The sequence below is a fragment of the Nocardioides sp. AN3 genome, assembly GCF_054653495.1.
In genome coordinates this window covers 1-24,610 of the sequence record NZ_BAAIGC010000049.1, presented here as the reverse complement: position 1 = coordinate 24,610, position 24,610 = coordinate 1, and the positions used below count along the sequence as shown (strand labels likewise).

Here is a 24,610-nt window from a genome sequence, read left to right as displayed (position 1 = left end):
AACTGAGCAGCACGCCCGAGACGACAAGGTGGTGAGCGCAGTCCATGGGGCCAGACACATTCTTCGTCACTGCGCCGTATCGGCTCACCTTCGGTGAGTGGCCGAACGATCGCTGGATTCCAGCGGGGGAAGTGCATGCGCGCCATGCTGGCAGTGGTCGCACCGCATGCGGTCTCGTCGCGTTGGAGTGGCCGATCTTCTGGGGGCATGAGTTCGAGCCGGGACCTGAGTCATGTCGCGGGTGCCTTCGCATCGTGGGCGATGTCGCGGTGCGGGCGTGAAGCCCTGACGATGACAAGCTTCGCGCGCTGGTCTTGACGAAGGGCTCGGAGCGGACCGCGGCGGCGCGGCGAGCTGGCGGTAGCTCGGACACGTGACCGCCTGATCCCGCGGGTGAGTCTGGATCTAGTACGGGTAGAACCCCTGGCCGGACTTCTTGCCCAGGAGGCCGGCGTCGACCATGCGGTCCAGCAGCGGGGGCGGGGAGTAGAGGGGCTCCTTGAACTCCTCATACATCGAGATGCCGACGGCGCGGATGGTGCCGAGTCCGATCAGGTCGGACAGGGCGAGGGGGCCCATCGGGTGGCCGTAGCCCAGCACCATGCCCTTGTCGATGTCGGCGGCCGAGGCATAGCCGGCCTCATACATCCGGATCGCGGACATCAGGTAGGGCACCAGGAGGCTGTTGACGATGAACCCGGCGCGGTCGGTGGCCTCGATGGGCTGCTTGCCCAGGATCTGGGAGACGAAGGGTCTGCATCCGTGCCATCGTCTCGGGGGAGGTGGTCAGCGAGGGGATCAGCTCGACCAGCTGCATCACCGGGGGCGGGGTTGAAGAAGAGCACCCCCATCACGTGGGCCGCCCGGCCGGAGACGGCGCCGAGCTTGACGATCGGGATCGAGCTGGTGTTGGAGGTCAGGACCGCGTCGTCCTTCTCCAGCAGCGCACCGACCTGACGGAAGAGCTCGAGCTTGATGTCCTCACGCTCGGAGGCTGCCTCCACGACCAGGTCGCGGTCCTTGAGCTGTCCCAGCTCGGTGGCGACGGTGATCCGCTCCAGGGTCTGGGCCAGGTCCTGCTCGGTGATCTTGCCGCGGCTCGCTGCCCGCTCCAGGCTGCCGCGGACCTTGGTCTCGGCGGCCTTCGCGGCCTCCTCGGTGACCTCGACCACGACGGTGTCCAGTCCGGCCCGCGCGCAGACCTCGGTGATGCCCGACCCCATCAGGCCGCCACCGATCACGCCCACCTTCTCGATCATGTGTGCTCCTCTCCTCGGTCCGACGCAGCCTCTGCACAAGGTGCGTGGACGTCCAAGTATTCGGCAGAACGCCCCAGTATGCGGCGGGGTGCCTCGGCAAGCACTCGTCATTCGTCCAAAAGAGCGCCCCGGGTCACAGCACCCTCACCATTGAACGTCGAGGCAATGGATTCGTAGCCTCCAGCCATGGAGGCTTCCTGACGATCTCGACGGCTGGCCGCGACGTCGCCTCGAGCGAGGGGCCGATGGCGAGTCCCTCCGCCGGAGGCACGTCGGGGAGGCGCCTCGCCCACAGACGCCCACCTTCGCACCTCCTCTCCGCGGATGGCGGGCGCAAGCGGCTCGGGGACTCCTCTCCCCCCACCGGGTCCCCGAGCCGTGCCTCACGGCATTCATGCTCCAGCGCGGCATGTGCGGTGCGGTGTTCGCGGTCGTCGACACCAGGCAAGAAGGTCGGCGGAGCGTGAGTCGGCGCGGGGTGATGCGTACTTCTTCATCGGAGCCCTCGCGTCATTCGTCAATTTCACAATTGAGCAGGTTGTGACACGGCGCACAGACTAAACGGCACGTGGTCGCTGCATGGCTCGCCGCCTTCCTGTTGGGCCACTGAACATCTCAGTCGGCGCAACACCCTTCGATTCGTTCTGCGAGGCCCTCATGACGTCCCTCCTCCTCGGCGGGCTTGGTACTCCCGAGCTCATCCTGATCTTCCTCGTCGTCATCCTGCTGTTCGGCGCCACGAAGCTGCCCGACCTCGCGCGCGGCAGCGGACGCGCGCTCCGGATCTTCAAAGCCGAGACCAAGGGCCTCGTCGGTGACGAGGACGAAGCCGGACTCGACGCGCACCACACCGCCGCGCTGGCGCACAAGCACGCCGAGCTCGACGAGAGGCAGGCGGAGCTCGACGCGCAGCGCCACCGCCTGAGGCGCGAGCAGCCCTGACCCAGGATCGGCTGATGTCTCTCGTGCCCGTCGTCAACCTCTACCGGGGAGGCCCGCAGCACGCGGTCGGGGCGGATGGCCGGATGGCGCTCTCGGACCATCTGCGTGAGCTCCGTGCCAGGATCGTCCGGTCGGCGACCGCCCTCGCCATGGCGTTCCTCGTCGCGCTCTTCTTGTACAACCACCTCCTCCACCTCATCGTCGACCCGTACCACGAAGCGGTGGCCATCCTCGGAGGGAAGGTCGACGCGGAGATCGTGATGTCCGGCGTCAGTGCGCCCCTCATGCTGCAGCTCAAGCTGTGCGGCCTCGCAGCCGTTGTCATCTCGAGTCCCTACTGGCTGATGCAGATCTGGGGTTTCGTCGTCCCCGGTCTCACAGGGCGCGAGAAGCACTGGACTCGGGTCTTCGCCCTCATCGCCGGCCCGCTCTTCATCACCGGCGTCGCGCTCGGCTACTACGTCCTGCCCAAGGGCATCGAGGTGCTCCTCACCTTCACTCCCGACGGCGTGAAGAACCTGCAGGACTTCGGCGAGTTCTTCACCTTCATGATGCGGATGATGCTGGTCTTCGGGGTCGCGATGGAGATCCCGCTCTTCGTCGTCCTGCTCAACCTGGCCGGCGTGCTGTCGGGCAAGGTGCTCGGGCGGCACCGACCGTGGATCGTTGTCGGCACCTTCGTCTTCGCGGCCGTGGCGACGCCTTCGACCGACCCGTTCTCCATGCTGATGCTCGCCATCCCCATGCTGGCGCTCTTCCTCGTCGCTGAGGGGATATCGCGGGTCCTCGACCGCCACCGCGGGCGTGATGTCGCCAGTGGTGGGGCCGCCGACGACACATCACCGATCTGACGGCCGAGGTAGGTGCGATGTTCGGAATCGGACTGCCCGAGTTGGCTGTGATCGCAGTCGTGGCGGTCTTCGTCCTCGGTCCTGACCGTCTGCCAGAGCTCGCGAGACAAGCGGGCCGCCTCGTGCGGCTCGCCAAGGGATTCGCAGACGGCGCGCGAGACCAGTTACGCGACGAGTTGGGTCCGGACTATGCCGACCTCGAGCTCCGCGACCTCGATCCGCGCGCTTTCATCCGTGCCCAGATCGCCGAGGTGCTAGCTGAGGCCGAGGGCGACCCGAAGCAGGCTGTGCCATCCTCCAACGTCCCGCGCCATTCTCCGTAGAACTTCCAGCGGACGATGTCTCGTCCCCGGCGCACGCTGTGATGACGGAGATCCACACCGGAGGGGCGGGAGTGAGTGCGATGACCGCAGAAGCAAGGAGCGGCAGCAGGGCGCTGGCCGCCGAGCTGCGAGCGATCCTTCTCGAGCTGGCGCATCACCAGGACGAGTGCGCGGCGAACGAGGCGGCGGCCCAGCCCTACTGGGCGGCGTGCCCGCCTTCAGTTCACGGTCATCGTGCTGCCGCCGAGGCATTGCGCGACCAGGCGGACCAGCTGCTCGCCTGGCTCAGGTCAGCTGCTGCGTAGGTTCTGCGCGGACCTGTCCGACGGATCTGCGCCAAGGCCTGCTTGGGCTCGGCGAGCGAAGTCGCTGGAGCGTCCGCACGCTCTCAGGGATGCAGGACGATGCGGCCCATGACGTGACCGGTGGCGAGCTGCCGGTGCGCTGCCTCAGCGTCTTCGAGCGGCACGGCGCCATGGATCTTCACGTCAACAAGGCCACGATCGATGAGGTCCAGGCAGTCGACGAGCTCGAGGCGCGTGCACGCCTTCGACCCGACAAGGGTCAGCTCCCGGATGATGAAGGCGGCCGGAAGCACCTCCACCGGGTGGTTCTCCAAGTTCCCCACAACGACGACCGTGCCGCCTCGTCGGACCGCCCGGAGTGAGTCGGCGAGGCTGAAGGCGCTGGTGAGATCGAGTACGACGTCAGGCTGCAGCGCCCGGCGGCGGACCTCCGGTTCGAAGCGGCCGTCGCGCATGATCACCACGCGGTCGGCGTACGCCTCCAACTGCACGCTCTTGGTCGCACTCGACGTCACCGCGATCACCTCTGCTCCCATGGCGCGGGCGAGCTGAAGGGCATGCAGGCCGACGCCTCCGCTCGCGCCCGTGACCAGCACGCGCTGGCCGGCCGTGACGCCGGCGAGGCGCAGGGCATGGAGACCTGTCCCCACCGCGCACGCCGCAACTGCCGCCTGATCGAAGCCGACTCCGTCAGGGATGCGCGCCAAGCTCAGCTCGTCGACGACACAGAAGTCGGCGTAGCTCCCGTCGATCGACTCCCCGTACAGCACTCCAGACGAGCAGACGACACTCCGCCCGCGTAGGCAGGCATCGCATCGGTGACAGGATCGTCGATGCAGGCTCGCCAATCGGTCCCCGACGGCGAAGTCGACGACCCCCGGGCCGACGGCGACGACGGTTCCCGCCATCTCGTGTCCGATGATCGTGCCCAGGACCCGGTCGACCTGCCCCCGACGTCGCATCACGTCCTGCCCGCAGACGCCCGAGGCCGCGACACGCAGCAGAACCTCCCCAGGTGCCGGCGCCGGAACCTCGACCCGTCCCAAGCGGAGGACCTCGGGCCCACCGAACGTCTCGAGACGGTAGGCACGCATGGTCTTGGTGGAGACGTCGGGGAAGGTCACTCGGGGAACTCCGGCTTCTGACCGCGGCGGAACGCTTCGAGACCGATCATCTGGCTCGGGGAGGAGGTGAAGTACTCGGAGACCGCATGGGCCTCCTGCTGGAGGGCCTCGCGCATGGGGAGGTGGAGCCCGCGTTGCACTGCCCGCTTGGTCAAGGCCGTGCACCGCCTGCTCTTGTCGACGAACCGGCGGGCGAGCGCCCAGGTGCAGGCTTCGAGGTCGTCACGGGGCACAGCGGACAGGACCAGACCGATCTCGGCTGCACGGGCTCCGCTGATCCAGTCCGCAGCGAAGAGCATCTCCTTGGCCCGAAGCAGGCCGATGCGGCGCGGAAGGCGTTGTGTGGAGCCGCCTCCAGGCATGAGGCCGTAGGTCCCATGCTGGTCGCCGATGCGCGCGTCCTCTGCGGCCACAGCGAAGTCGCAGGCCAGCAACAGCTCCAGTCCTCCGGCAAGTGCCAGGTCATGGACCATGGCGATGACGGGGATCGGGGCATCCTCGATGAGGAGGAACAGTCGGTTGAAGCGCTGGACGAAGTCGAAGTAGCGGGCGTTGTCCTCGAGGATGTCGTGGAGATAGTCCAGGTCCGCGCCCGCACAGAACCCACGACCTGCCCCGGAGATGATCAGAGCCTTGACCTCGGGATCGGCCGACAGTTCGGTGACGACGTCGCCCAGCCCATCCATGAGCTCGCCGTTGATCGCATTCAAGGACTAGGGCCGGTTGAGCACGATGTGCGCGATGCCTTCGGCGATGCTGACCTCCACGACCGCCATCACGCATCTCCCCTCGATGACAGCGGTCGGGTGCTCCTCACCGACACGTCCGGCGAACCGGCGGCCGATCTCATCGGGACGTGAGGCGGCGCCTCAGTAGGACGGTCCACAGACCCTCCTGGCACACCACGCCCTGCTGATTGACGACACCGACCCGCGTCACGACGATGCCGCGGTCCGGCTTGCTTCGTGATGGCCGTACCTCCACGACCTCCTCGGTGACGCAGAGGGTGTCTCCAATACGGACCGGGGCAAGCAGGTTCCACTCCTTGATGCCGAGGAATGCGATCGCTGAACCCATCTTCCAGCCGAGAGACATCTCGAGGCCGAATGCGATCGCGAGCGCGCCGGGACCGTGGAAGATCCGACCTCCGAACTCGCTTCGCTTCGCGTACTCGTCGTCCGTGTGGAGCGGGTGCATGTCGCCCGACCACGTCGCGAAGGTCAGGACGTCGCCCTCCGTGATCGTGCGCCCGCGGCTGATCCAGCGGGTTCCGATCTCGAGGTCGTCCAGGTAGCGGACACCGTCCGAGTCGTAGGCGCCGAGGTGCGGGGGGACGGACTGCGGTTGCTGGGTCAATGTCGTTCACTCTCTCCATCCGATGGGAAAGGCTGATCGGCATGACGTCTGTTGTCGCGTCGTCGGTGTCGGTCAGCCACCCGGGCGTCGATCTTCATCCGCTCGTTGCATCGAGTGCCATTGGTGAAATCCCAAGAAGTCCGTGCCGAAGCGGTGACAGATCCGGTCGGCAGACAGCGCGCTCGATCAATATCGTCAGGGGGCCGGGCGGCCGGACGCGGGCCGGACGCCGGCCAGGAGACAAGGAGAGACGACGGATATGACTGAGCACGGTCGACCCAGCGACGGCACTGTGGCCGACGTCCTCGTTGTCGGGGCGGGTCCCTCCGGCGCCACGGCTGCGCGGATGCTCGCCGAGAGCGGCTTCCGCGTCACGTGCCTGGAGCAAGGCGGCTGGACGAGCCGTGCGAGCTATCCGAGCGAGAAGCCTGAGCGCGACGTCCTGATCAACAGCTCCTGGTCGCCCGATCCGAACGTGCGTCGGAGCAAGTGGGACTACCCGTGCGACGTGGAGGACTCCGAGATGCACCCGCTGAACTTCAACGGCGTCGGAGGAAGCACGGTGCTGTGGGGTGCGGAGTGGCCTCGGTTCGTGCCGTCGGACTTCCGGGTCAACACGCTGTACGGCGTCGCGGACGACTGGCCCCTCACCTACGAGGATCTGGCGCCGTACTACGAGCTCGTCAGCGAGATGGTCGGCACGTCAGGGCTCGCCGGGAACCCCGCACTCCCTGGTCCGGTCGAGCATTCGATGCCGCCCGTGCCGATCGGTCGCATCGGCCGCAAGGCCGCCGAGGGCATGAACAAGCTCGGCTGGCACTGGTGGCCCAGTGCACTGGCGATCAACACCCGCAGTCAGGGTGACAGGGGTGCTTGCGCCCGCTGGGCGACGTGCATGTCCGGATGTCCGGAGGGCGCGAAGTCGTCCTTCGACGTGGCGATGTGGCCAGCGGCTCTGGCGGCCGGCGTCACGCTCGTCACCGAGGCGAGGGTCCGCGAGATCACCGTCGACCAGGCTGGATTGGCGAACGGGGCGACATGGCTGGACACGGAGGGCGGTGAGCACCACACGCCGGCCAAGTCGGTCATCGTCTGCGGCAATGGCATCGGCACCCCGCGTCTCCTTCAGCTGTCGACCTCCGCGCGCTTCCCCGACGGCCTGGCGAACTCGTCCGGGCTGGTGGGCAAGCGGCTCATGATGCATCCCTACGTCGGTGTCATGGGCATCTACGACGAGGACATGGAGAGCTGGCTGGGGCCGTTCGGTTCGGTGCTTCAGTCACTGGAGTTCGCTGAGACCGACCTCAGCCGAGGGTTCGCACGTGGCGCGAAGTGGTGCGCGAACCCCATCCCCGGACCGATGGAGGTGCTGATGCGCTACTCGGACCTCCCGGTCGCGGAGCGGACGGGCGCCGCGGGTATGGCCCTGGTCGAGCGTGCGCTCGGTCGCTCCTTCGAGTGGGGAGCCGAGATCGAGGATCTCCCTGACGAGAACAACACGGTCACCCTGAGCTCGAATCTGGTGGACTCCTCGGGGCTTCCGGCGCCGAAGCTGACCTATCGACTCTCCGACGACAGCCGCCGCAACATGCAGTGGAACCTCGACCGGCTGCACGAGGCGCACCGGGCTGCCGGCGCGGTCGAGACGAAGGAGATCCCGTACATGCCGGCGATCGGCTGGCACCTGCTGGGGACCGCCCGCTGCGGCACCGACCCGGCGACATCGGTCGTCGACTCATTCGGCCGCGCCCACGACGTACCGAACCTGTTCGTCCTCGACGGGAGCGTCTTCGTGACCTCGTCCTCGGTCAACCCGACGCCGACGATCGTCGCGTTCGCCGCTCGTGCGGTTGAGCACCTGATCGACACGGCGAGCGAGCAGGCGGCGCCCGCATGAGCAACGAGACGGAACAGGTCCAGCTCCTCGAGGGCGCGCGGGAGGGCATCGCGCATGTCGCCGACGTGTTGCTGCCCGGGACGCAGAATCTCCCCTCCGGCCGCGACGTCGGCGTCCACCTCGAGTGGCTTGACCGCGTGCTGTCGGCTGATCCGCGCCTCTTCGACGTGGTGGTGACCGTGGGTTTGCGCGCGGCCGTTGGTGACACGTGCACGCTGGCTGATGTGGAGGAATCGGCCGGTGACCGGCTGGAGGACCTCGTCTTCGCCCTCAACTCCGCCTACTACATGTCCCCACAGGTGCATGCCGCGTTGGGTTACCCCGGTCAGAGACGACGGCCGATCTCGCAGGCAACGGCTGAGGAGCTCTGCTCGGAGGAATTGCTGGCGCCGGTGCGCGATCGGGGGCCGACGTACGTGCCGACGCCGTCCTGAGACTCGGGCCACGTGCGAACGATGCTGCCTCGAATCGGCGCCGCACTCGATCACGCTCACGCGCGGTGGCAGTCACCAAGCTGTTCAGTCGAGGTGTACGGGCACCACGTCGCCCACCGGTTCTGCGCCAGCGGCCTGCAGATCACGCGCCAGGCTCTCGTTGATGTCAACGGAGCTGCCGAACCTGTGGTAGCCGGAAGGGTCGGCGATCTGGACCTCGTGGTCACGCACGTCCTCGATCGTCAGGTCGAGGTTGGTGTAGCCCCTGGTCTCGGCGAGGAACATGCGGCTGACGTGTCCGCCTGCGGTGTTGTAGATGGCCGGCGGGTGGGCGCACCTGCTCGTGTCTCTTGACTGCGTGCGGCCGTGTTTCATTGCGCGGCCACTGGCCCGGAGTGGCGCTCGGCCAGGGCCGCGCCCGTCGCGTGCTGGTCACGTTCCTCTGCCGGCGCCGCCGGCGTCCTTCATGCGCTCGGAGAGGCGGCGCGCGATAGCGAGGTCGCGTGCCTTCGTCGAGTGCTGGTAGAGCAGTGCCATCGAAGGCGTGGAGTGGCCGAGACGATGCATCAGTTCTGCAAGCGACGCGCCTTCCTCGCCGGCCATGCTTGCAGCGGTATGCCGAAGATCGTGGATCGTCAGATCCTCGCGTCCGGCGATCCGACGCGCCTCCCGGAAGCCGTAGCCCTTCTTGCGGACCTGGCCGTCTGAAGCGAACGTCGTCGCGCGACCCCACAGGCTCGAATGGGCGAGGTGCAGGTCGCTCGCCGTGTGCCGGCAGATCGCCGGCCACCAACCACGACCACTGCCGACGACGACGTCGCTCAACCACTTCCAGGTCACAGTCGATTGACTGTGACCTGGAATTGCTCGGGGAGCAGCATCCCGGCCTTCAGCCCGCACCAGTCGGGCGGCGGGGGCCGGCCGGTCGACCTGCTCGGCGATCCGGGCGGAGACCGCCTCGAGGACGCCCGCGTCGGCGTCCTGTTCGCGCAGCCGCTCACAGGCCTCCCGGGCCCGCAGCTCGTGTTCGTGTCGACCGTTCTCGGTGTCCTCGCTGACGTCGACGAAGCCAGTGGCCTACGGTCCGCCGGACCTGAGCAAGGGGGCGAGCTCTGTGGTGTTCACGGCGGACCGGTGTCCGATCCTGAGGTCGGAAAACGGGGCCGAGCGACCCCGACGCAGGCGCGATAGCCTGCCCTCAGCGCAGTGTCGCCGGTCACGTCTCCTGGGAGGTCCTCGTGTTCGTCCCCTTCAGTGTCAACGACTTCCTCGACCGGGCGGTGGGGGTGTACGGCGACCGGGTCGGCGTGGTCGACGAGCCGAACCAGCCGGCGCCGTCGCTCGGGTCGCTGACCTACCGCGAGATGGGCGAGCTCGCCCGTCGCCAGGCGGCCAAGCTCGACGAGCTGGGCATCGGCTTCGGGGACCGGGTGGCCGTGGTCAGCCACAACAGCGCGCGGCTGCTCACCTCGTTCTTCGGCGTCGCCGGATACGGGCGAGTGCTGGTGCCGATCAACTTCCGCCTCCGGCCGGACGAGGTGAAGTACATCGTCGGCCACAGTGGGGCGCGGGTCCTCTACGTCGACCCCGAGCTGGACGAGACACTGGCCGACGTGACCGCGGAGCACCGGTTCGTGCTCGGCCGCGACGAGGACCTCTACGCCGAGCCGGGTGCGGAGCCCGTCGCCTGGGAGCGCGACGAGAACGCAACGGCGACCATCAACTACACCTCGGGCACGACGGCGCGCCCCAAGGGCGTGCAGATCACCCACCGCAACATCTGGACCAACGCGATCACCTTCGCGCTTCATGCGGGGCTGAGCGACCGTGACGTCTACCTGCACACGCTGCCGCAGTTCCACGCCAACGGCTGGGGGATGCCGTTCGCCGCGACCGGCCTGGGGATCGAGCACATCATCCTGCGCAAGGTCGACGGTGCCGAGATCCTGCGCCGCGTCCGCGACCACGGGGTCACCTTCATGTGCGCCGCGCCGGCAGTGGCGGCGGCGGTGCTGGACGCGGCGCAGAGCTGGGAGGGCGAGATCCCCGGCCGCGACCGGGTGCGGATCATCATGGCGGGCGCGCCCCCGCCCACGAAGACGGTCGTGCGCGTGCAGGAGGAGCTCGGCTGGGAGTTCATCCAGATCTACGGACTGACCGAGACCTCGCCGCTGCTGACGATCAACCGGACCCGGGCGGAGTGGGACGACCTGGACGCGGAGGAGCGGGCGCGCAGGCTGACGAGGGCCGGTGCCCCGGCGATCGGCGTCTCCCTCGAGGTCGACCCGGAGGGGGAGGTCCTGGCGCGCTCGAACGTGGTGCTCGAGGGCTACTGGGAGCAGCCCGAGGAGAGCGAGCGTGCGCTCAAGGACGGCTGGTTCCACACCGGTGACGGGGGCGTGATCGGCGAGGACGGCTACCTGACGATCAGCGACCGCAAGAAGGACGTGATCATCACCGGCGGTGAGAACGTCTCGAGCATCGAGGTCGAGGACGTGCTCTTCTCCCACCCCGCTGTCGCGGAGGTGGCCGTGATCGGCGTGCCGAGCGAGAAGTGGGGCGAGACGATCAAGGCGCTCGTCGTGCTCGTGCCGGACGCGAAGGTGACCGAGGACGAGCTGATCGCCTGGTGCAAGGAACGGGCGGCGGGCTACAAGGCCCCGACGTCGGTCGAGTTCCGCGCCGAGCTGGCCCGCACGGCGACCGGCAAGCTGCAGAAGTTCAAGCTGCGGGCGCCCTACTGGGAGGGCTACGAGCGCCAGGTGAACTGAGGCCTCAACGGCGCGCCAGCAGTCCTTCGGACCGCAGCTCGTCCTGGAGGGGTCCCGGCCTGACCCAGGCGACGTAGTCGCGGTCGGCCGGCTGCGAGAGCGCGACGGCGCCGGGGCGGCCGGCGGCGGGATGGCCGGGGCAGGCGATCACGATGTCGGAGCCCGAGTCGCTGCCCAGCACGGTCGGCAGCAGCAGCCAGGCGTAGCGGTTGCGCAGCGCCGGCTGCGCCGCCGGGTGGCGGGGGCAGCGCCAGAAGTAGCTGATCGTCGTCCCCGGGTGCTCGGCGACGATTTGGCGCAGCGTGCCGACGAGCGGCCGCGGTTGGGCACGGAGGTCGTGGAAGCGGCCTGAGGCGACGTTCGCGCTCGCTGTGCCGGCGAGACCGAGCGCGAGAACGACGCCGAGGACGACCAGCGGGCGGCGCGGGATGACGAGCAGGACCACGACGGGCACGAGCGCCACGAGGCTGGCGATCAGCCAGAAGCGCTGGTGGGGGAGTGCCCACCAGAACGCCGAGGCGCCTGGTGCATGTGCGGGCGTGAGGAACCCGCCTGTCGGGGCATCCGGGCCGAGCCACACGACGGTGACGAGGCAGACGACCAGGGTGACCGCGGCTCCGGCCCACAGCTGCCAGCGTCGGACGCCGACGACGATGGCGGCGAGGGCGACCAGCATGACCAGCGTGAACAGGGGATCGACGTACCGGCCGTAGATCCAGACGTCGAGGCGGACCAGCCCTGTCGTGGGCCGCAGGACCGACGGCTTGGCCATCGAGATGGCGCTGCCGGCGAAGAGCGCGCCGACGGCCAGCACGAGGAGCAGCGCGGGGCCGGCGACGAGCCGGCGCAGCTCGCGGACCGCGAGACTGACCACGACGACCAGGCCGAGCGACGCCAGGCCGGCGGTCGAGACGACCTGCTCCCACGACTGGCCCGTCACGGTGCGGGCAAGCACGCCCGGTCGCAGGTGCCGCACGAGAGACCCGAAGTCGTCGCCCTGCTGGAAGCCGCCGGGGCTGACCAGCAGGACCACGTGCAGCGCGATCCTGCGGGCCGCCCAGGAGAACGCGAGGAGCGCGACGATGCCCACCAGCCCGATGCGCACGTGCCGGAGGGTGAAGGCGACGAGCCAGACGAGCGCCGCCACGACGACGGTGATCATCCGCGCGTGAGTGAAGTAGGCGAGCGCGACACCGAGGGCGAGGAGCAGCACGCGTGGGTACGTCGGCCGCTCGGTGAGCCGGACGGCGGCCAGGGCGGTCAGCGCGACGACGAGCAGCAGCGGCTTCTCGGCCAGCGCGTACTCAGCCTGGACCGTGTGGGCCGGCAGCGTCATCAGCACGCCGGCGACCGTGACGGCCTGGGCGGTCGACAGCCCGAAGCGGGTGGCGACACGACTGAGGGGCCAGATCGAGGCCAGCCCCGCGGCGAGGCTGATGAGGAGCGCCGCGCGGTAGAACGCGACCGGGTCGGAGGTGAGCCACCACACCGGCGCGACCAGGATCGTCGGCAGCGGGAAGTAGCCCGAGCCGCCCACCTGAGGCGTCGGGTAGCCCAGCAGTGCCCGCCCGGGCATGAGGCTCTGCACCTCGTCGAAGTTGAACGACGGCGTTCCTGCGGCGAACGAGCTCCGCTCGACCCAGAGGTGGGCCAGCACCGCGGCGATGACGGCGGTCCAGGCGGCGATGCGCCACGCGCGTTGGTGAGGGGCGTCGACGGACGGTGCCGAGGCCACGGAGGGCGTGCTGACGGTCATCGCGAGTCAGCTCGCCGGCGCGGTCGCCGTGGACGGGGTGACCGTGCCCGCGGCGACGAGCTGGTCCTGGAGCGGGCCGGGCACGACCCAGGCATGGACGCGGCCGTAGGCGGTCTGGCGCAGCTCGAGGCTGCCCGGCGGGATGCTGCCGGAGGCCTCCTGACAGGCGATGGCGATGTCCACGTCGGTGGTCCGCGTCGACACGATGGTGGGCAGCAGCTGCCAGGCGAAGCGGTTGCGCTTGCCACCCTGCTGGGCGAGGGGCTTCGGGCAGCTCGCCTCGTAGCCGACGGTCGCGCCGGGGTGCTTCGCGAGGATGCTCCGCAGCTCGACCGCCAGGGGGCTGGTCACCTCGTGCGTGGCCTGGTAGTGGCCGGACGCACGGCCGGCGAAGAGGCTGCCGACAGTCGCCAGGAGGAGGACGACGGCCGCCATGACGAGGCCGGCACCGCGCCAGCCACGCACCAGTGCCAGGACGACGAGCGGCACCAGGGCCGTCACGGTGGCGATCAGCCAGAACCGGTTGTCGTTGGTGAGGCTGGGCACCACCCCCGGGGTGACGACGTGTGCCGGCAGTGCCCACTCCCACGGCATCGCCCCGGGGAGGTGGGCCGGGGTGATGAAGGACCCGGTCGGGGCCATCGGGGCGACCCAGAGCAGGGTGGGGACGGCGATCGCGAGGGCGAGGCACCACGAGGCGAGCACGGTCGTGCGGGACAGGCCGCGCACGATCGCGCAGAGGGCGAAGAGCGTGAGGAGCTCGAAGGCGGGATCGGCGTACCGTCCGTAGAGCCAGGCGTCGAGGCGGCGCCATGTCGTGGCGTAGAGCTGGTCGGACGTCGCCCAGGCCAGCGTGCTCCCGCCGAAGAGCGCGAGCGCGGTGAGGATCACGAGGATCGCGGGGCCCGGGGACCGGTGGCGCAGCTCGCGCACGGCCATCGCGGTGGCGACGACCAGGCCGACAACGGCGAGGCCGAAGCCGGACAGGAGCTGCTCCCACGCCTGGCCCAGACCGGTGCGCAGCATCATCGAGGCGTGGCCGAGCGAGAGATTGCCGAGGAGGTCGTCGCCCTGCACGAACCCCGCCGGGTTGACGAGGCCGTTGATGTGGCGGGCCAGCCGGCCGGCTGCCCAGGCCAGAGGCAGCAGCGTCACGAGGCCTACCAGTGCGGCCTGCCACCGGCGCAGCGCGAAGAGCATCAGCCACACCGTCGCCGCGGCGACGAACACCAGCATCCGCGCGTGGGTGAAGTAGGTGAGCGCGACCAGGGCGCCGAAGGTCATGGCCCGCAGGGCCGTCGGCCGCTCGCTCAGGCGCATCGCGGCGAGCACCGAGACGGTCAGGAGCAGGAAGAGCGGCTTCTCCGCGAGCAGGTAGCCGGCCTGCACGGAGCGTGCCGGAAGGGCCATGACGAGGGCGGCCACCGTGACGGCCTGGGGTGTCGTCAGGCCGAAGCGGCTGGCGATGCGGGCGAGCGGCCAGATCGTCACGAGCGCGATCAGCACGCCGATCGCGATGCCGACGCGGTAGAAGACGAACGGGTTCGACGTCAGCCACCAGACGGGGGAGACGAGGATCGAGGACAGTGGGAAGTAGCCCGCGCCTGTGATGTCGGGCGAGGTCACCCCGAGCGCAGCGCGTCCCGCCATCAGCGTGTCGATCTCGTCGTAGCTGAACGTCGGCATGCCTTTGGCGAAGGGGCCGCGAGCGACCGACAGGTGCACCGCTGCGGCCCCCAGGACGGACATGCCGGCAGCGATCCACCACAGGCGTGCCGAGCGCGGCGTGGAGGCCGGCCGCGGCTGCGCCGGTGCGGCCTCCTCGGTCAGCGTCATCGGTTCCTCCTGGTTAGCCTGTGCCCATGCCGACCCTCGCCGACATCGTCGCCGTGCTCGACGAGTGGTATCCGCCCTCCACGGCCGACGCCTGGGACGCCGTCGGGCTGGTGGGCGGCGACCCGGCCGACGAGGTCCGTCGAGTCCTGTTCGCCGTGGACCCGGCCCCCGTCGTCGCCCAGGAGGCGGCCGAGTGGGAGGCCGACCTGCTCATCGTGCACCATCCACTCTTCCTCAAGGGCATCCACGGTGTCGCGGCCACCACGCCGAAGGGGCGGACGTTCACGATCCTGGCGCGGGCCGGCTGTGCGCTGTTCACCGCGCACACCAACGCCGACCAGGCGGTCGACGGCGTCTCACAGGCGCTCGCCGACGCGATCGGCCTGAGCGACCAGCGGCCGCTGGTCCCCGCGGAGGCGCCCGGGACGGGCACCGGGCGGATCGGGACGGTGGCGACGACGACGCTGCGCGAGTTCGCCGCCGCGGTGGCGGCGGCGCTGCCGTCCACGGCGCACGGCGTACGCGTCGCGGGGGACCCCGAGCGACCGGTGTCCACTGTCGCGCTGTGCGGAGGTGCCGGCGACTTCCTGCTCGACCAGCTCGCGACGAGCGGAGCAGATGTGTACCTCACCAGCGACCTGCGGCACCACCCGGCGGCGGAGTTCCTCGAGAAGGACGGTCCCGCCCTCATCGATGTCGCCCACTGGGCGGCGGAGTGGACGTGGCTCCCGGTGGTCGCGGGGCGGCTCGCGGCGTCGCTGGGGAATAGGGTGGAGACCCGGGTCAGCACCACCGTGACCGACCCCTGGACCTTCCGAGCCTGACCCGTTCCGAGCCTGACCTAGGGAGCCTGCGCTGAAAGCCGACCCGTTCGCCCAACTGAAGCTGCTTGACATCGCGGAGCTCGACTCCCGCGCCGCACAGCTGCGCCACGCCCGCACGACGCTGCCCGAGATCGCCGAGATGGCGGCGATCGGTGCGCAGCGGCGCGTCGTCGAGGACCAGGCCCGCGACGCGCGCGTGGTCGTGGACGACCTCACCGCGGCCCAGGCCAAGGCCGACGCCGACGTCGAGGCCGTGCGCAACCGCCGCACGCGCGACCAGCAGCGGATGGACTCGGGCGCGGTGTCCAACCCCAAGGACCTGGAGCGGATGCAGCATGAGCTGGCCACCCTCGACCGTCGCGTCGGCGTCCTCGAGGACGAGGAGCTCGAGCTGATGGAGCAGCTGGAGGAGGCGCAGGGCGCCCTCACGGTGCTCGAGGAGCAGCTCGCCGGGTTCGACGAGCGGCTCACCGCGCTGGCCGAGACCCGCGACGAGAAGACGGTTGCGCTCGAGGCCCAGCTGGGTGAGATCGTCGCCGAACGGCCGGGGGCGGTCGAGGGCCTGCCGGCCGACCTGCTCGCGCTCTACGACAAGCTGCGCGAGTCCAAGGGCATCGGCGCGGCCGAGCTGCGCGCGCGTCGGTGCGGCGGGTGCCAGCTCGAGCTCGACACCGCCGAGCTCAACCGCATCAAGTCGCTGCCGAGCAACGAGGTCGTGCGCTGCCAGGAGTGCTCGCGGATCCTCGTCCGCACCAGCGAGAGCGGGCTGTGACCGGGCCGCAGCGCGTCATCGTCGAGGCCGACGGCGGCTCGCGCGGCAACCCCGGACCGGCGGCTTACGGCGCCGTGCTCCGGGACGCCGCAACCGGCGAGGTGATCGCCGAGGACGGCTCGCCGATCGGCGTCGCGACCAACAACGTAGCGGAGTACTCCGGGCTCATCGCCGGCCTCCGGCTCGCCGCCGAGCTCGCGCCCGGCGCCGACGTCGAGGCCCGGATGGACTCCAAGCTCGTCGTCGAGCAGATGTCGGGCCGGTGGCGGATCAAGCATCCAGCCATGGTCCCGCTCGCCGAGAAGGCACGCCTGCTGGCGCCCGAGGGGACGACGTACGTCTGGGTGCCGCGCGCACAGAACTCCCACGCCGACCGGCTCGTGAACGAAGCGCTCGACGGGATCCGCAGCGGTGTGACGCTGGCCGGTGCCGCCGCGAGCGACGCCGACGACTCGCTCGTCGAGGAGATCGAGGACCCGAAGCCGTCTGCGAAGACCTCGGCTCCGCCGGCGACGACGCTGGTCCTCCTGCGGCACGGCGTCACCCTGCACACGAGCGGCCGGCGCTTCTCGGGCGGTCTGAGCGGCGCCAACCCGGGTCTCTCCGACGAGGGGCGCGCCCAGGTGCGCGCCGCGGCGGAGTGGCTCGAGCCGCTCGCGGGCCGGGCCGCCGCCGTCGTCGCGTCGCCGGTCCGTCGCACCCTCGAGTCGGCGCAGATCGTCGCCGAGGCGCTCGACCTGCCTCTGGAGACCGAGCCCGGCGTCGCCGAGATGGAGTTCGGCCACTGGGACGGGCTGACCTTCGCCGAGGTCACTGAGCGGTTCGGCGAGGAGATGGAGCGCTGGCGTGCCTCACTCGACGCCGCGCCCGAGGGCGGTGAGTCCTTCCGGGCCGTGGAGAAGCGGGTCGTTGAGGCGCTGGTCCGGATCCGGGAGCGGTACGCCGGCCAGACCGTCATCGTCGTTAGCCACGTCACCCCCATCAAGACGGTGGTCTCCCACGTCGTCGACGCGCCGCTGGAGTCGCTCTTCCGGATGGAGCTCGCGCCGGCATCGATCAGCGTGGTGTCGTTCTACGAGGGACCGGACGGAGTCGAACGTCCCTCGCTGCGGCTCTACAACGCCCTGCCGCCCGGTCGCAGCGGGTTCGACCCTGTGCCGACCCAGTGGTGATGCCGTCCGCCGAGGCCAGGGCGCTCAGAGCTCGCTGACGACGACGTCCAGCTGCGTGCCGGCCTTCCCGGGCGCGCCGGCCTCCACCGTCCAGCCGAGGTCGCGCAGGACGTCGGCGAGTGCGCCCGGGGTGCGCGGGGCCGCGCCCGCCTCGAGCATGGCCCGGGTGATCCGGCCCTTGGTCGCCTTGTTGAAGTGGCTGACCACCTTGCGGACCCCGCCGACCTCGTGGAGCACGCGCACGGTGGCGACCCGGGCCGCGAGGTCGGGCGAGGGTCGCCAGAAGGCGGCGTACGTCCCGGACCGGAGGTCGACGAGCAGCCCCGTGCCGAGGGCGTCCCGCGCCGCGTCGTCGAGGTGCGAGCGCCAGTGCGAGGCGACCCCGCCGAGTGCGGGCAGCACCGCGTCACCCGAGAGTCGGTAGGACGGGATCCGGTCGGCCGGCGAGACCAGTCCGAAGAGTGAGGAGGTGACCAGGATCCGCGAGGAGGCCCGCCGCCTCGCCGCCGCCGAGAGCGTGTCGAACGCGAGGGCGTCGTACAGCACGCCGGTGTAGATGCGGTCCGCCCGCGCGGTCGGCGCGGTGCGCAGGCGCGCGTTGAGGCCGATCAGCTCAGGCTGCGTCTTCGGCACGCCGAGGGTGTCCGCGGCGGCCGTCGGGTCGCCGGTGCACAGGTCCACCAGGGCGTCCAGCACGGCCCCGCGCGCCTTGGTCAACATCGGCAGCGAGAGGGCGTCGAGGTCGAGCGAGCTCCCGCGGCTCGGCGCGTACTTGCCCTCGGACGGCGGCAGCATGATCAGCACGGCGGATATCGTGCCGGTATGCCGAGCGGACAGGTCATCCGGGTCAGGACAGACGAGAGCGGCGTGGCGGCGGCCACGCTGCGCAGCGCAGTCGCGAGGATCCAGCAGGAGCTGGGGGTGAGCGAGGAGTTCCCCCCGGAGGTGGAGGAGGCGGCGCGCGCCGCGGCGGCGAGCCCGAGACTCCCCGACTCCGACCGCACGGACCTGCCGTTCGTGACGATCGACCCGGCCACCTCGATGGACCTCGACCAGGCGCTCCACCTCGAGCGCACGGGCGACGGCTACACGGTGCACTACGCGATCGCCGATGTCGCCGCGTTCGTGGCTCCCGGCGACCCCGTCGACGTCGAGGCCCACCGCCGCGGCGAGTCGCTCTACGGCGCCGACATCAAGATCCCGCTGCACCCGAAGGTGCTCTCCGAGGACGCGGCCTCCCTGCTGCCCGACCAGGTGCGCCCCGCCCTGCTGTGGACGATCACGCTCGACGCGACCGGGGACGGCACGAGCGTGACCGTCGAGCGGGCTCGCGTGCGGTCGGTCGCCAAGCTGTCCTACGCGGGCGTGCAGGAGATGTTCGACAACGACACCTTCGACGGTCCGTACGCCGACTCCCTGCGCCTGCTCAAGGAGATCGGGGAGAAGCGCGAGGCCCACGAGGTGGCCCGCGGTGGCGTCAACCTGCCGCTGCCCGATCAGGAGGTCTCGGTCGAGGGCGACCAATGGCACCTGGAGTACCGCAGCCAGCTGCCCGTCGAGCGCTGGAACGCCCAGCTGTCGCTGCTCACCGGCTTCGGCGCGGCCTCGCTCATGGTCTACGCGAAGGTCGGCGTGCTGCGCACCCTGCCCCCGCCGGACCCGCGCGACATCAAGCGCCTGCACCGCACCGCCCGTGCTCTCGGGCTGGAGTGGCCCGCGGAGCAGCTCTATCCTGACTTCATCCGGTCGCTGGACCCGTCCGACCCGAAGCAGGCGGCCATGGTGGTCGCCTGCACGCGGCTGCTGCGCGGGAGCGGGTACGCCGCCTTCGACGGCGAGCTGCCCGAGCTGACCGTGCACAGCGCGCTGGCCTCGGAGTACGCCCACGTCACCGCGCCGCTGCGCCGGCTCGTCGACCGGTACGCCGGCGAGATCTGTCTCGCCCTCTGCGCCGATCAGCCGGTGCCCGGCTGGGTGCACGACGCGCTCCGGTCGGTGCCCGACGTCATGCGCGACTCCGGCCACAAGGCCGGCGCCTACGAGGGCGCGATCCTCGACCTCGTCGAGGCCGGCGTGCTCGCCCCGCACGTCGGTGAGACGTTCGCCGGGGCCATCGTGGAGCTCGACGAGCGCGAAGAGGGGCGCGGCACCGTGACGATCCAGGAGCCGGCCGTGGAGGCCAAGGTGACCGGAACCGCTCCGCTCCCACTCGGCACCGATGTCACCGTCACGCTCACCAAGGCCGACGTCGACACGCGGACGGTGGCCTTCGAGCTCAGGTGAGCGGTCGACGGGGGTCGCTGCGGCGCAGCCTGATCGCCCGGGTGGCGATCGGGACGCTGCTGGCGGCGGCCGTCGTGATCCTCTCCGGCGGACCGGCGCTGGCGCACGCCGAGCTGGAGGGCAGCGACCCAGCACCGGGCGCAGTGCTCGCCACCCCGCCGATCGTGGTGTCTCTGCGGTTCAGCGAGCGTGTCACGACGTCGGCCGGCGCCGTCCGCGTCTTCGCGCCCGACGGCAGGCGCGTGGACAGCGGTCGGGTGCGGGTCGACGGCAGGTGGGTTCGCGCGGATTTCGACGGCTCCCCACGAGGCACCTACCTCGTGTCCTGGCGGGTCGTCTCCGATGACTCCCACCCCGTCTCAGGGGTGTTCACCTTCTCCGTCGGGGCGCCCAGCGCCGCGCCGGCCGCGCCCGGGGAGAACGCCGACCGTGGGCTCCAGGTCGGGCTCGGGGTCGCTCGGTGGGTGGGCTACCTCGGCGCTGCCGTGCTCGTCGGTGGTGTGGCGTTCCTCTGCTGGTGCTGGCCCGACGGTTGGCGCAGTCGGCGCGCGCCGCTCCTCACGCTCGCCGGCGCCGGCGCGGTCCTCCTCGCCTGCGCCGTGTCACTGCTGCTCAAAGGCCCGTTCGACGCCGGGCTGGGCTGGAGCGCGCTCGGACGGGGCGAGCTTGTGCGAGAGGTGCTCGACACGACGTACGGTCGAGCGACTCTGAGCCGCGGCCTCCTCGCACTGCTCCTCGGCCTCCTGGTCGTGGGGCGGGGCGGGCTGTCGGTGCGCGAGCTCGGCGCGTACGGCGGCCTCCTCGGGGTCTGCATCGCCGTGTCGTTCGCGCTGTCCGGGCACGCCGTGGCGGGGGATCTGCACCGGCTCGCGCTGGCGAGCGAGACCGTGCATGTCCTGGCGATGTGCCTGTGGCTCGGCGGACTGGTGATGCTCGTCGGCGGGGCGGTGTGGCGAACACCCGGCGCCCGCACGGTCCTCCTGCGGTTCTCCGCGGTGGCGATGGGCAGCGCGATCGCGCTCGTCGTGACCGGTCTCTTCCAGACCTGGCGACAGGTCCGATCGGTCTCGGCGCTGGGGCCGACGACCTACGGCCGGGAGCTTCTCGTGAAGGTCGCCCTCGTCGTGCTCGTGCTCGCCGTCGCGACCGGGACCCGTCGGCTCCTGGGCCGCGAGGGACCGCTCGCGTCGCTGCGACGGTCGGTCGCCGTGGAGGCGGTCCTCGTGCTCGCGATCCTGGCGGTCACGTCGGGGCTGGTGGCGACCGAGCCGGCGCGGTCGGCGTACCACCGCGACGCCGGGCCTGGCTCCGCGCCGCCGGCCCGCTGAGCGTCAGTCGCCCGTGGCCACCGGAAGGTCCAGGTTGCTCCACTGCGACCACGAGCCGGCGTAGAGCGCGGCGTCGATGCCGATGACGGCCAGGGCCGCGATCTCGTGCGCGGCGGTGACGCCCGAGCCGCAGTAGACGGCGACCGGTGCCCCGTTGCCCGCGCCGAGCGCGTCGAAGTGCGCCCGCAGCTCCTCGGCCGTCCGGAACCGTCCGTCGTCGGCGAGGGTGGCGGTCGTCGGCGCGCTCACCGCGCCGGGGATGTGCCCGGCCTTGGGGTCGACCGGCTCCACCTCGCCGCGGAACCGCTCGGCGGCGCGGGCGTCGAGGAGCACGCCGGGGAAGTCGCCGGCCTCTTCGACCGTGATCGTCGGGAGGGCGCCGGCGGTTAGGGTCACCGACCCCGGCTTCGGTGTGACGTCGTCGGTCGCCAGCGGCAGGCCGGCGGCCGTCCAGGCCGGCAGAGCGCCGTCGAGGAGACGCACGTCGGGGAGCCCCGCCCATCTCAGCAGCCACCAGGCGCGCGCGGCGGACAGGTTGCCCTCGCCGTCGTAGACCACGACCGAGACGCCGTCATCGATGCCCCAGCGGCGGGCCGACGCCTCGAGATCGGCCAGTGTGGGCAGCGGATGACGGCCGTCGGTGGGACGGCCGTGCGCGGCGAGCTCGGTATCGAGGTCGACGTACACGGCGCCCGGCAGGTGGCCGCGCAGGTACTCTGTGTGGCCCGGCGGCCCGCCGAGCTTCCAGCGCACGTCGAGCAGCACGGGCGGTCGGTCGGAGGCGAGCGCGTCGGCCAGCTCCGCTGCCGTGATGAGTACGTCCACATCGTGAGTCTGTCAGCCCCTGTGAGCCCCGGGGCCGGGCGGCGTGGAATCCTCGTCGCGACGAGAGTGTTGGTGAGGACGTGGAGACGAAGACGCACGTGGTCGAGGACCAGTTCCGAGCGGCCATGCGGCATGTGGCCAGCCCGGTGGCGGTCGTGACGACGTACGCCGGCGACCAGCCCCACGGCACGACTGTCAGCGCCTTCATGTCCTTGTCGATGCAGCCTCCGATACTGCTGGTCTCCCTCGACAACCGCTCGTCGCTGCTGCCGCTGATCACCGTTGGGTCGCCGGTCGGGATCAACATCCTGGCCAGCGGGCAGACCGATCTGGCAACGCTGTTCGCGACGCGGGGCGCCGAGCGCTTCGCCGCCACACCCTGGTCACTGCGTGACGGTGCCCCCGCCCTGGACGACACCCATGCCTGGGTGTCCACCCGAGTCGGCTCGCTCGTCCCTGCAGGCGACCACACGCTCCTGCTGTGCGACGTCATCGGCGCGGCGCACGACACGCGTGAGCCGCTCGTCTACCACCAGCGCGCGTACGGGACCCACCTGCCGCAGTGACCGGTGCGCCGGGCCCTGCGGTCCGCCCGTGGCCCGGCCGCGTTGCGGGTAAACCTCACCCATGACCGATGAGATGAGCGCTGAGAGGCTCGAAGCGATCCAGGCCGTGGTCGACCGTGTCACCTCCTGGCAGGACGGCGCGACCGAGGGCACGGTGGTCGAGGAGCTGCGCAAAGGGTTCACCCAGGCAGGGGTCGACGTCTCCGGGGACGATGTGACCCGGCTCGCCGACGCGATCGAGAGCCGACACGGCGCCGTCGCGGCGAAGGACGTGCTGTCGGCGTGAGCTCTGACGAGGTGAGCGGGCCGGACCAGGCGCACCGTCGCCCCGTTGGAGTCGACGACGCCACGGTCGAGGCGCTCGGGAAGCTGTCCGAGGCGCTCGAGGCGGTGGAGGTCGCGAGGGGCCACCTGTATGCCTTCCACCGGCTGTCGGGCACGACCGACCTCACGCTCGGCGACGCGGTCGGCCAGCTGCGCTCGGCGGGGCACGCCGAGCTCGCCGACCGCATCGGCACCGAGCTGGTGGGGCGCAACGTCATCCCGGGGCACTGGACGTTCCAAATCGTCGAGGCGTACGACGAGACGTACTACTCCGTCTTCAAGGATCTCGAGCAGCTGGCGCGGGACCAGCTCGTCGAGGGCAAGCGACACCTCTATGAGGCGGAGATGAAAGAGGACCGTCGTACTCATGGGCGTCCCGGCCACGAGGCACGCCCCGAGGAGCTGTGAGGCGGTTTGGTGCTGACCGTGCCTTGACCGACGACGCTCTCCAGGACGAGGGTCCCGCACGTGCTTCAGTCGTGGACGCCGCCTCCGAGTTCGTGCGCGCCGAAGCTGCGGCGATCGGAGTGCTCCCCCTGCTGGGGACAGGGTCGACCGACTCGAGATACCTGCGGGTGATGGCCGGCACCGCGGCCTCCGGTTTCACTCCGTTCCTCACCGCATCCGCCGAGGTGTCGTCGACGGCTTTCACCCTGCCGATGAATGCGTGCACGTCGATGACCTGCTTCTCGCCATCCGGTTCCATCTGTTCGTCGCACGGCGCGCACGGTCGTGTGAGGGCAGACGGCTGGGTGTTGAGCGGCGCCGGTGATGAGCGGGCGCCATCAGCCGCTGTCTTCCGGCTGCCCTTCGGCTGTCACGACGCGGCGCGTGCCGTCGGTGTCGGTGATCCATTGGTAGCGGTGTTTGCTGGTCCAGAGGTATTCACCTGGGCCGAGTCGGACGTAGCTCCAGTGGCCGAAGGTCTTCACTCGGTGGTGGCGTCTGCATAAGGGTGCGAGGTTGTCGGTGGAGGTCTGGGCGTCGGTTTCGTCCAGGCTGTCGGGCTTGTCGGGTTTGCGCTTCTTCTCGTCGTAGGGCTCGATGTGGTCGATGTCGAGCTTCAACGACGGCCGGTCGCAATGGGGGAAGACGCAGGTCGGGTTGGTGGCGGTGACGTGGTCGCGGACGCGGTCTGAGGGCTCATAGCCGGTGGAGTGGAGGGTCTCGGCGAGGTCGAGGACGGGTTTGACGGTGATGTGTGCGGTGCTGGTGCTGCCGCACCAGTGTCGGATCTGGTCGGTGGTGACCGGTCCGAGTGGGTAGCCGGTGTGGCTGTGCAACATCCCGATCAGCTCGTCCGCGCCTGCAGCAGGCGGGTTGCCGGCGTTGCCGCCGGTGCCGCCGCCGCCGCCGCTGCCGCAGCGGTTGCTCGGACCGGTGCTGGTGAGGGCGGCGTGGGTGAGGTGGAGGTGGAGGACGACCTGCCGGCGGCGGGGTTCGACTCCCTCGGGGGAGGGTGATGGTCTCACCGCGGGCGAGCATGCCCAGGGCGGTGGCGCGGCGTACGTCGAGGGGGCTGGTGTCTCCGGCGGTGGCGAGGTCGGCGGCGTAGTCGGCGAGCTTGGCGTCGAGGTCGAGAGCGTCGGCGGCGTCGAGGATGGCGTCGAGCCGGCCGGTGGCGAGGATGCCGGCACCGTGTTGGTCGAGGTTGGTGATGGC

The 24,610-nt window shown here is 70.5% G+C and carries 27 protein-coding genes; 15 read left to right on the top strand and 12 right to left on the bottom strand.

All coding sequences use genetic code 11. From position 1 onward, the window contains the following. Positions 1–405 precede the first annotated feature (405 nt). A complete protein-coding gene (locus ACYQ1K_RS26785; RefSeq protein ID WP_459986673.1) occupies positions 406–675 on the bottom strand; it encodes a 3-hydroxyacyl-CoA dehydrogenase family protein in 270 nt (89 codons plus the stop codon). Next, positions 663–1,259 (bottom strand): 3-hydroxyacyl-CoA dehydrogenase NAD-binding domain-containing protein, encoded by a 597-nt coding sequence (locus ACYQ1K_RS26780; RefSeq protein WP_459986672.1) that lies wholly within the window; start codon positions 1,257–1,259, stop codon positions 663–665. The genes ACYQ1K_RS26785 and ACYQ1K_RS26780 overlap by 13 nt, the downstream gene beginning before the upstream one ends. 657 nt (positions 1,260–1,916) lie before the next feature. Between ACYQ1K_RS26780 and ACYQ1K_RS26775 the strand changes: the two genes are divergently transcribed. The 4 genes from ACYQ1K_RS26775 (at position 1,917) to ACYQ1K_RS26760 (ending at position 3,680) form a co-directional block, all read left to right on the top strand. After that, entirely contained in the window at positions 1,917–2,201 is a 285-nt protein-coding gene (locus ACYQ1K_RS26775) for a Sec-independent protein translocase subunit TatA (protein WP_459986671.1), read from the top strand. 14 nt (positions 2,202–2,215) lie between these two features. Next, positions 2,216–3,052: a twin-arginine translocase subunit TatC gene (gene tatC, locus ACYQ1K_RS26770; protein WP_459986669.1), complete on the top strand. Its 837-nt coding sequence runs from the start codon at positions 2,216–2,218 to the stop codon at positions 3,050–3,052. A gap of 17 nt (positions 3,053–3,069) precedes the next feature. Further along, complete coding sequence (locus ACYQ1K_RS26765) at positions 3,070–3,375, top strand: sec-independent translocase (RefSeq protein ID WP_459986667.1); 306 nt, start codon at positions 3,070–3,072, stop codon at positions 3,373–3,375. Positions 3,376–3,455: 80 nt separating this feature from the next. Next, positions 3,456–3,680 (top strand): hypothetical protein, encoded by a 225-nt coding sequence (locus tag ACYQ1K_RS26760; protein ID WP_459986665.1) that lies wholly within the window; start codon positions 3,456–3,458, stop codon positions 3,678–3,680. Positions 3,681–3,763: 83 nt separating this feature from the next. Here the strand turns inward: ACYQ1K_RS26760 and ACYQ1K_RS26755 are convergent, their stop codons facing one another. From ACYQ1K_RS26755 to ACYQ1K_RS26745, 3 genes are all read right to left on the bottom strand, one after another. Then, entirely contained in the window at positions 3,764–4,804 is a 1,041-nt protein-coding gene (locus ACYQ1K_RS26755) for an alcohol dehydrogenase catalytic domain-containing protein (protein WP_459986664.1), read from the bottom strand. Next, on the bottom strand, positions 4,801–5,514 hold the full coding sequence (locus ACYQ1K_RS26750; RefSeq protein ID WP_459986663.1) for an enoyl-CoA hydratase/isomerase family protein: 714 nt from the start codon (positions 5,512–5,514) through the stop codon (positions 4,801–4,803). The genes ACYQ1K_RS26755 and ACYQ1K_RS26750 overlap by 4 nt, the downstream gene beginning before the upstream one ends. Before the next feature lie 136 nt (positions 5,515–5,650). Then, on the bottom strand, positions 5,651–6,160 hold the full coding sequence (locus tag ACYQ1K_RS26745) for a MaoC/PaaZ C-terminal domain-containing protein (RefSeq protein WP_459986662.1): 510 nt from the start codon (positions 6,158–6,160) through the stop codon (positions 5,651–5,653). Positions 6,161–6,419: 259 nt separating this feature from the next. Between ACYQ1K_RS26745 and ACYQ1K_RS26740 the strand changes: the two genes are divergently transcribed. Both ACYQ1K_RS26740 and ACYQ1K_RS26735 read left to right on the top strand, forming a co-directional pair. Continuing rightward, positions 6,420–8,057 carry a GMC family oxidoreductase gene (locus ACYQ1K_RS26740; RefSeq protein WP_459986661.1) on the top strand — a complete coding sequence of 546 codons (1,638 nt, stop codon included), beginning with the start codon at positions 6,420–6,422 and terminating at the stop codon, positions 8,055–8,057. After that, entirely contained in the window at positions 8,054–8,491 is a 438-nt protein-coding gene (locus ACYQ1K_RS26735) for a hypothetical protein (RefSeq protein ID WP_459986659.1), read from the top strand. Before ACYQ1K_RS26740 ends, ACYQ1K_RS26735 begins: the two co-directional genes overlap by 4 nt. A gap of 84 nt (positions 8,492–8,575) precedes the next feature. Here ACYQ1K_RS26735 and ACYQ1K_RS26730 read toward each other — a convergent pair whose 3' ends face one another. Both ACYQ1K_RS26730 and ACYQ1K_RS26725 read right to left on the bottom strand, forming a co-directional pair. Continuing rightward, positions 8,576–8,776: a hypothetical protein gene (locus tag ACYQ1K_RS26730; protein WP_459986657.1), complete on the bottom strand. Its 201-nt coding sequence runs from the start codon at positions 8,774–8,776 to the stop codon at positions 8,576–8,578. A gap of 147 nt (positions 8,777–8,923) precedes the next feature. Then, complete coding sequence (locus tag ACYQ1K_RS26725; protein WP_459986655.1) at positions 8,924–9,331, bottom strand: tyrosine-type recombinase/integrase; 408 nt, start codon at positions 9,329–9,331, stop codon at positions 8,924–8,926. A 398-nt stretch (positions 9,332–9,729) separates the two neighbouring features. Here ACYQ1K_RS26725 and ACYQ1K_RS26720 point away from each other — a divergent pair, with 398 nt between their 5' ends. Further along, the gene (locus ACYQ1K_RS26720) at positions 9,730–11,262 is read left to right on the top strand and encodes an AMP-binding protein (protein WP_459986653.1); all 1,533 of its coding nucleotides are present in this window, start codon (positions 9,730–9,732) and stop codon (positions 11,260–11,262) included. Between the two features lie 4 nt (positions 11,263–11,266). Here the strand turns inward: ACYQ1K_RS26720 and ACYQ1K_RS26715 are convergent, their stop codons facing one another. After that, positions 11,267–13,018 (bottom strand): hypothetical protein, encoded by a 1,752-nt coding sequence (locus ACYQ1K_RS26715; protein ID WP_459986652.1) that lies wholly within the window; start codon positions 13,016–13,018, stop codon positions 11,267–11,269. A gap of 6 nt (positions 13,019–13,024) precedes the next feature. After that, on the bottom strand, positions 13,025–14,854 hold the full coding sequence (locus ACYQ1K_RS26710) for a hypothetical protein (RefSeq protein ID WP_459986650.1): 1,830 nt from the start codon (positions 14,852–14,854) through the stop codon (positions 13,025–13,027). Between the two features lie 26 nt (positions 14,855–14,880). Between ACYQ1K_RS26710 and ACYQ1K_RS26705 the strand changes: the two genes are divergently transcribed. Genes ACYQ1K_RS26705 through ACYQ1K_RS26695 form a run of 3 tightly spaced genes read left to right on the top strand, consistent with a single transcriptional unit; the run spans position 14,881 to position 17,622 of the window. Further along, complete coding sequence (locus ACYQ1K_RS26705) at positions 14,881–15,678, top strand: Nif3-like dinuclear metal center hexameric protein (RefSeq protein ID WP_459986649.1); 798 nt, start codon at positions 14,881–14,883, stop codon at positions 15,676–15,678. 31 nt (positions 15,679–15,709) lie between these two features. Next, positions 15,710–16,450, top strand: a complete 741-nt coding sequence (locus ACYQ1K_RS26700) for a zinc ribbon domain-containing protein (protein ID WP_459986675.1) — start codon at positions 15,710–15,712, stop codon at positions 16,448–16,450. Further along, positions 16,447–17,622: a bifunctional RNase H/acid phosphatase gene (locus tag ACYQ1K_RS26695; protein ID WP_459986647.1), complete on the top strand. Its 1,176-nt coding sequence runs from the start codon at positions 16,447–16,449 to the stop codon at positions 17,620–17,622. The genes ACYQ1K_RS26700 and ACYQ1K_RS26695 overlap by 4 nt, the downstream gene beginning before the upstream one ends. Positions 17,623–17,646: 24 nt before the next feature. On the opposite strand, the gene yaaA is transcribed toward ACYQ1K_RS26695, so the two are convergent. Further along, complete coding sequence (gene yaaA, locus ACYQ1K_RS26690) at positions 17,647–18,417, bottom strand: peroxide stress protein YaaA (protein ID WP_459986674.1); 771 nt, start codon at positions 18,415–18,417, stop codon at positions 17,647–17,649. A 27-nt stretch (positions 18,418–18,444) separates the two neighbouring features. Here yaaA and ACYQ1K_RS26685 point away from each other — a divergent pair, with 27 nt between their 5' ends. Both ACYQ1K_RS26685 and ACYQ1K_RS26680 read left to right on the top strand, forming a co-directional pair. Then, complete coding sequence (locus ACYQ1K_RS26685) at positions 18,445–19,905, top strand: RNB domain-containing ribonuclease (RefSeq protein WP_459986646.1); 1,461 nt, start codon at positions 18,445–18,447, stop codon at positions 19,903–19,905. Further along, positions 19,902–21,233 (top strand): copper resistance CopC/CopD family protein, encoded by a 1,332-nt coding sequence (locus tag ACYQ1K_RS26680; RefSeq protein ID WP_459986644.1) that lies wholly within the window; start codon positions 19,902–19,904, stop codon positions 21,231–21,233. Before ACYQ1K_RS26685 ends, ACYQ1K_RS26680 begins: the two co-directional genes overlap by 4 nt. Positions 21,234–21,236: 3 nt before the next feature. Here ACYQ1K_RS26680 and ACYQ1K_RS26675 read toward each other — a convergent pair whose 3' ends face one another. Beyond that, positions 21,237–22,058: a sulfurtransferase gene (locus ACYQ1K_RS26675; protein ID WP_459986643.1), complete on the bottom strand. Its 822-nt coding sequence runs from the start codon at positions 22,056–22,058 to the stop codon at positions 21,237–21,239. 80 nt (positions 22,059–22,138) lie between these two features. On the opposite strand from ACYQ1K_RS26675, the gene ACYQ1K_RS26670 reads away from it, so the two are divergent. The 3 genes from ACYQ1K_RS26670 to ACYQ1K_RS26660 all read left to right on the top strand — a co-directional run bounded on the left by ACYQ1K_RS26670 (position 22,139) and on the right by ACYQ1K_RS26660 (position 23,356). After that, positions 22,139–22,624, top strand: coding sequence for a flavin reductase family protein (locus tag ACYQ1K_RS26670; protein ID WP_459986642.1), 486 nt, complete (start codon positions 22,139–22,141; stop codon positions 22,622–22,624). 61 nt (positions 22,625–22,685) lie between these two features. Further along, positions 22,686–22,910: a hypothetical protein gene (locus ACYQ1K_RS26665; protein WP_459986641.1), complete on the top strand. Its 225-nt coding sequence runs from the start codon at positions 22,686–22,688 to the stop codon at positions 22,908–22,910. Continuing rightward, entirely contained in the window at positions 22,907–23,356 is a 450-nt protein-coding gene (locus ACYQ1K_RS26660) for a hypothetical protein (RefSeq protein ID WP_459986639.1), read from the top strand. Before ACYQ1K_RS26665 ends, ACYQ1K_RS26660 begins: the two co-directional genes overlap by 4 nt. Before the next feature lie 377 nt (positions 23,357–23,733). On the opposite strand, the gene ACYQ1K_RS26655 is transcribed toward ACYQ1K_RS26660, so the two are convergent. Continuing rightward, entirely contained in the window at positions 23,734–24,420 is a 687-nt protein-coding gene (locus tag ACYQ1K_RS26655; protein ID WP_459986638.1) for an HNH endonuclease signature motif containing protein, read from the bottom strand. Between the last annotated feature and the right edge of the window lie 190 nt (positions 24,421–24,610).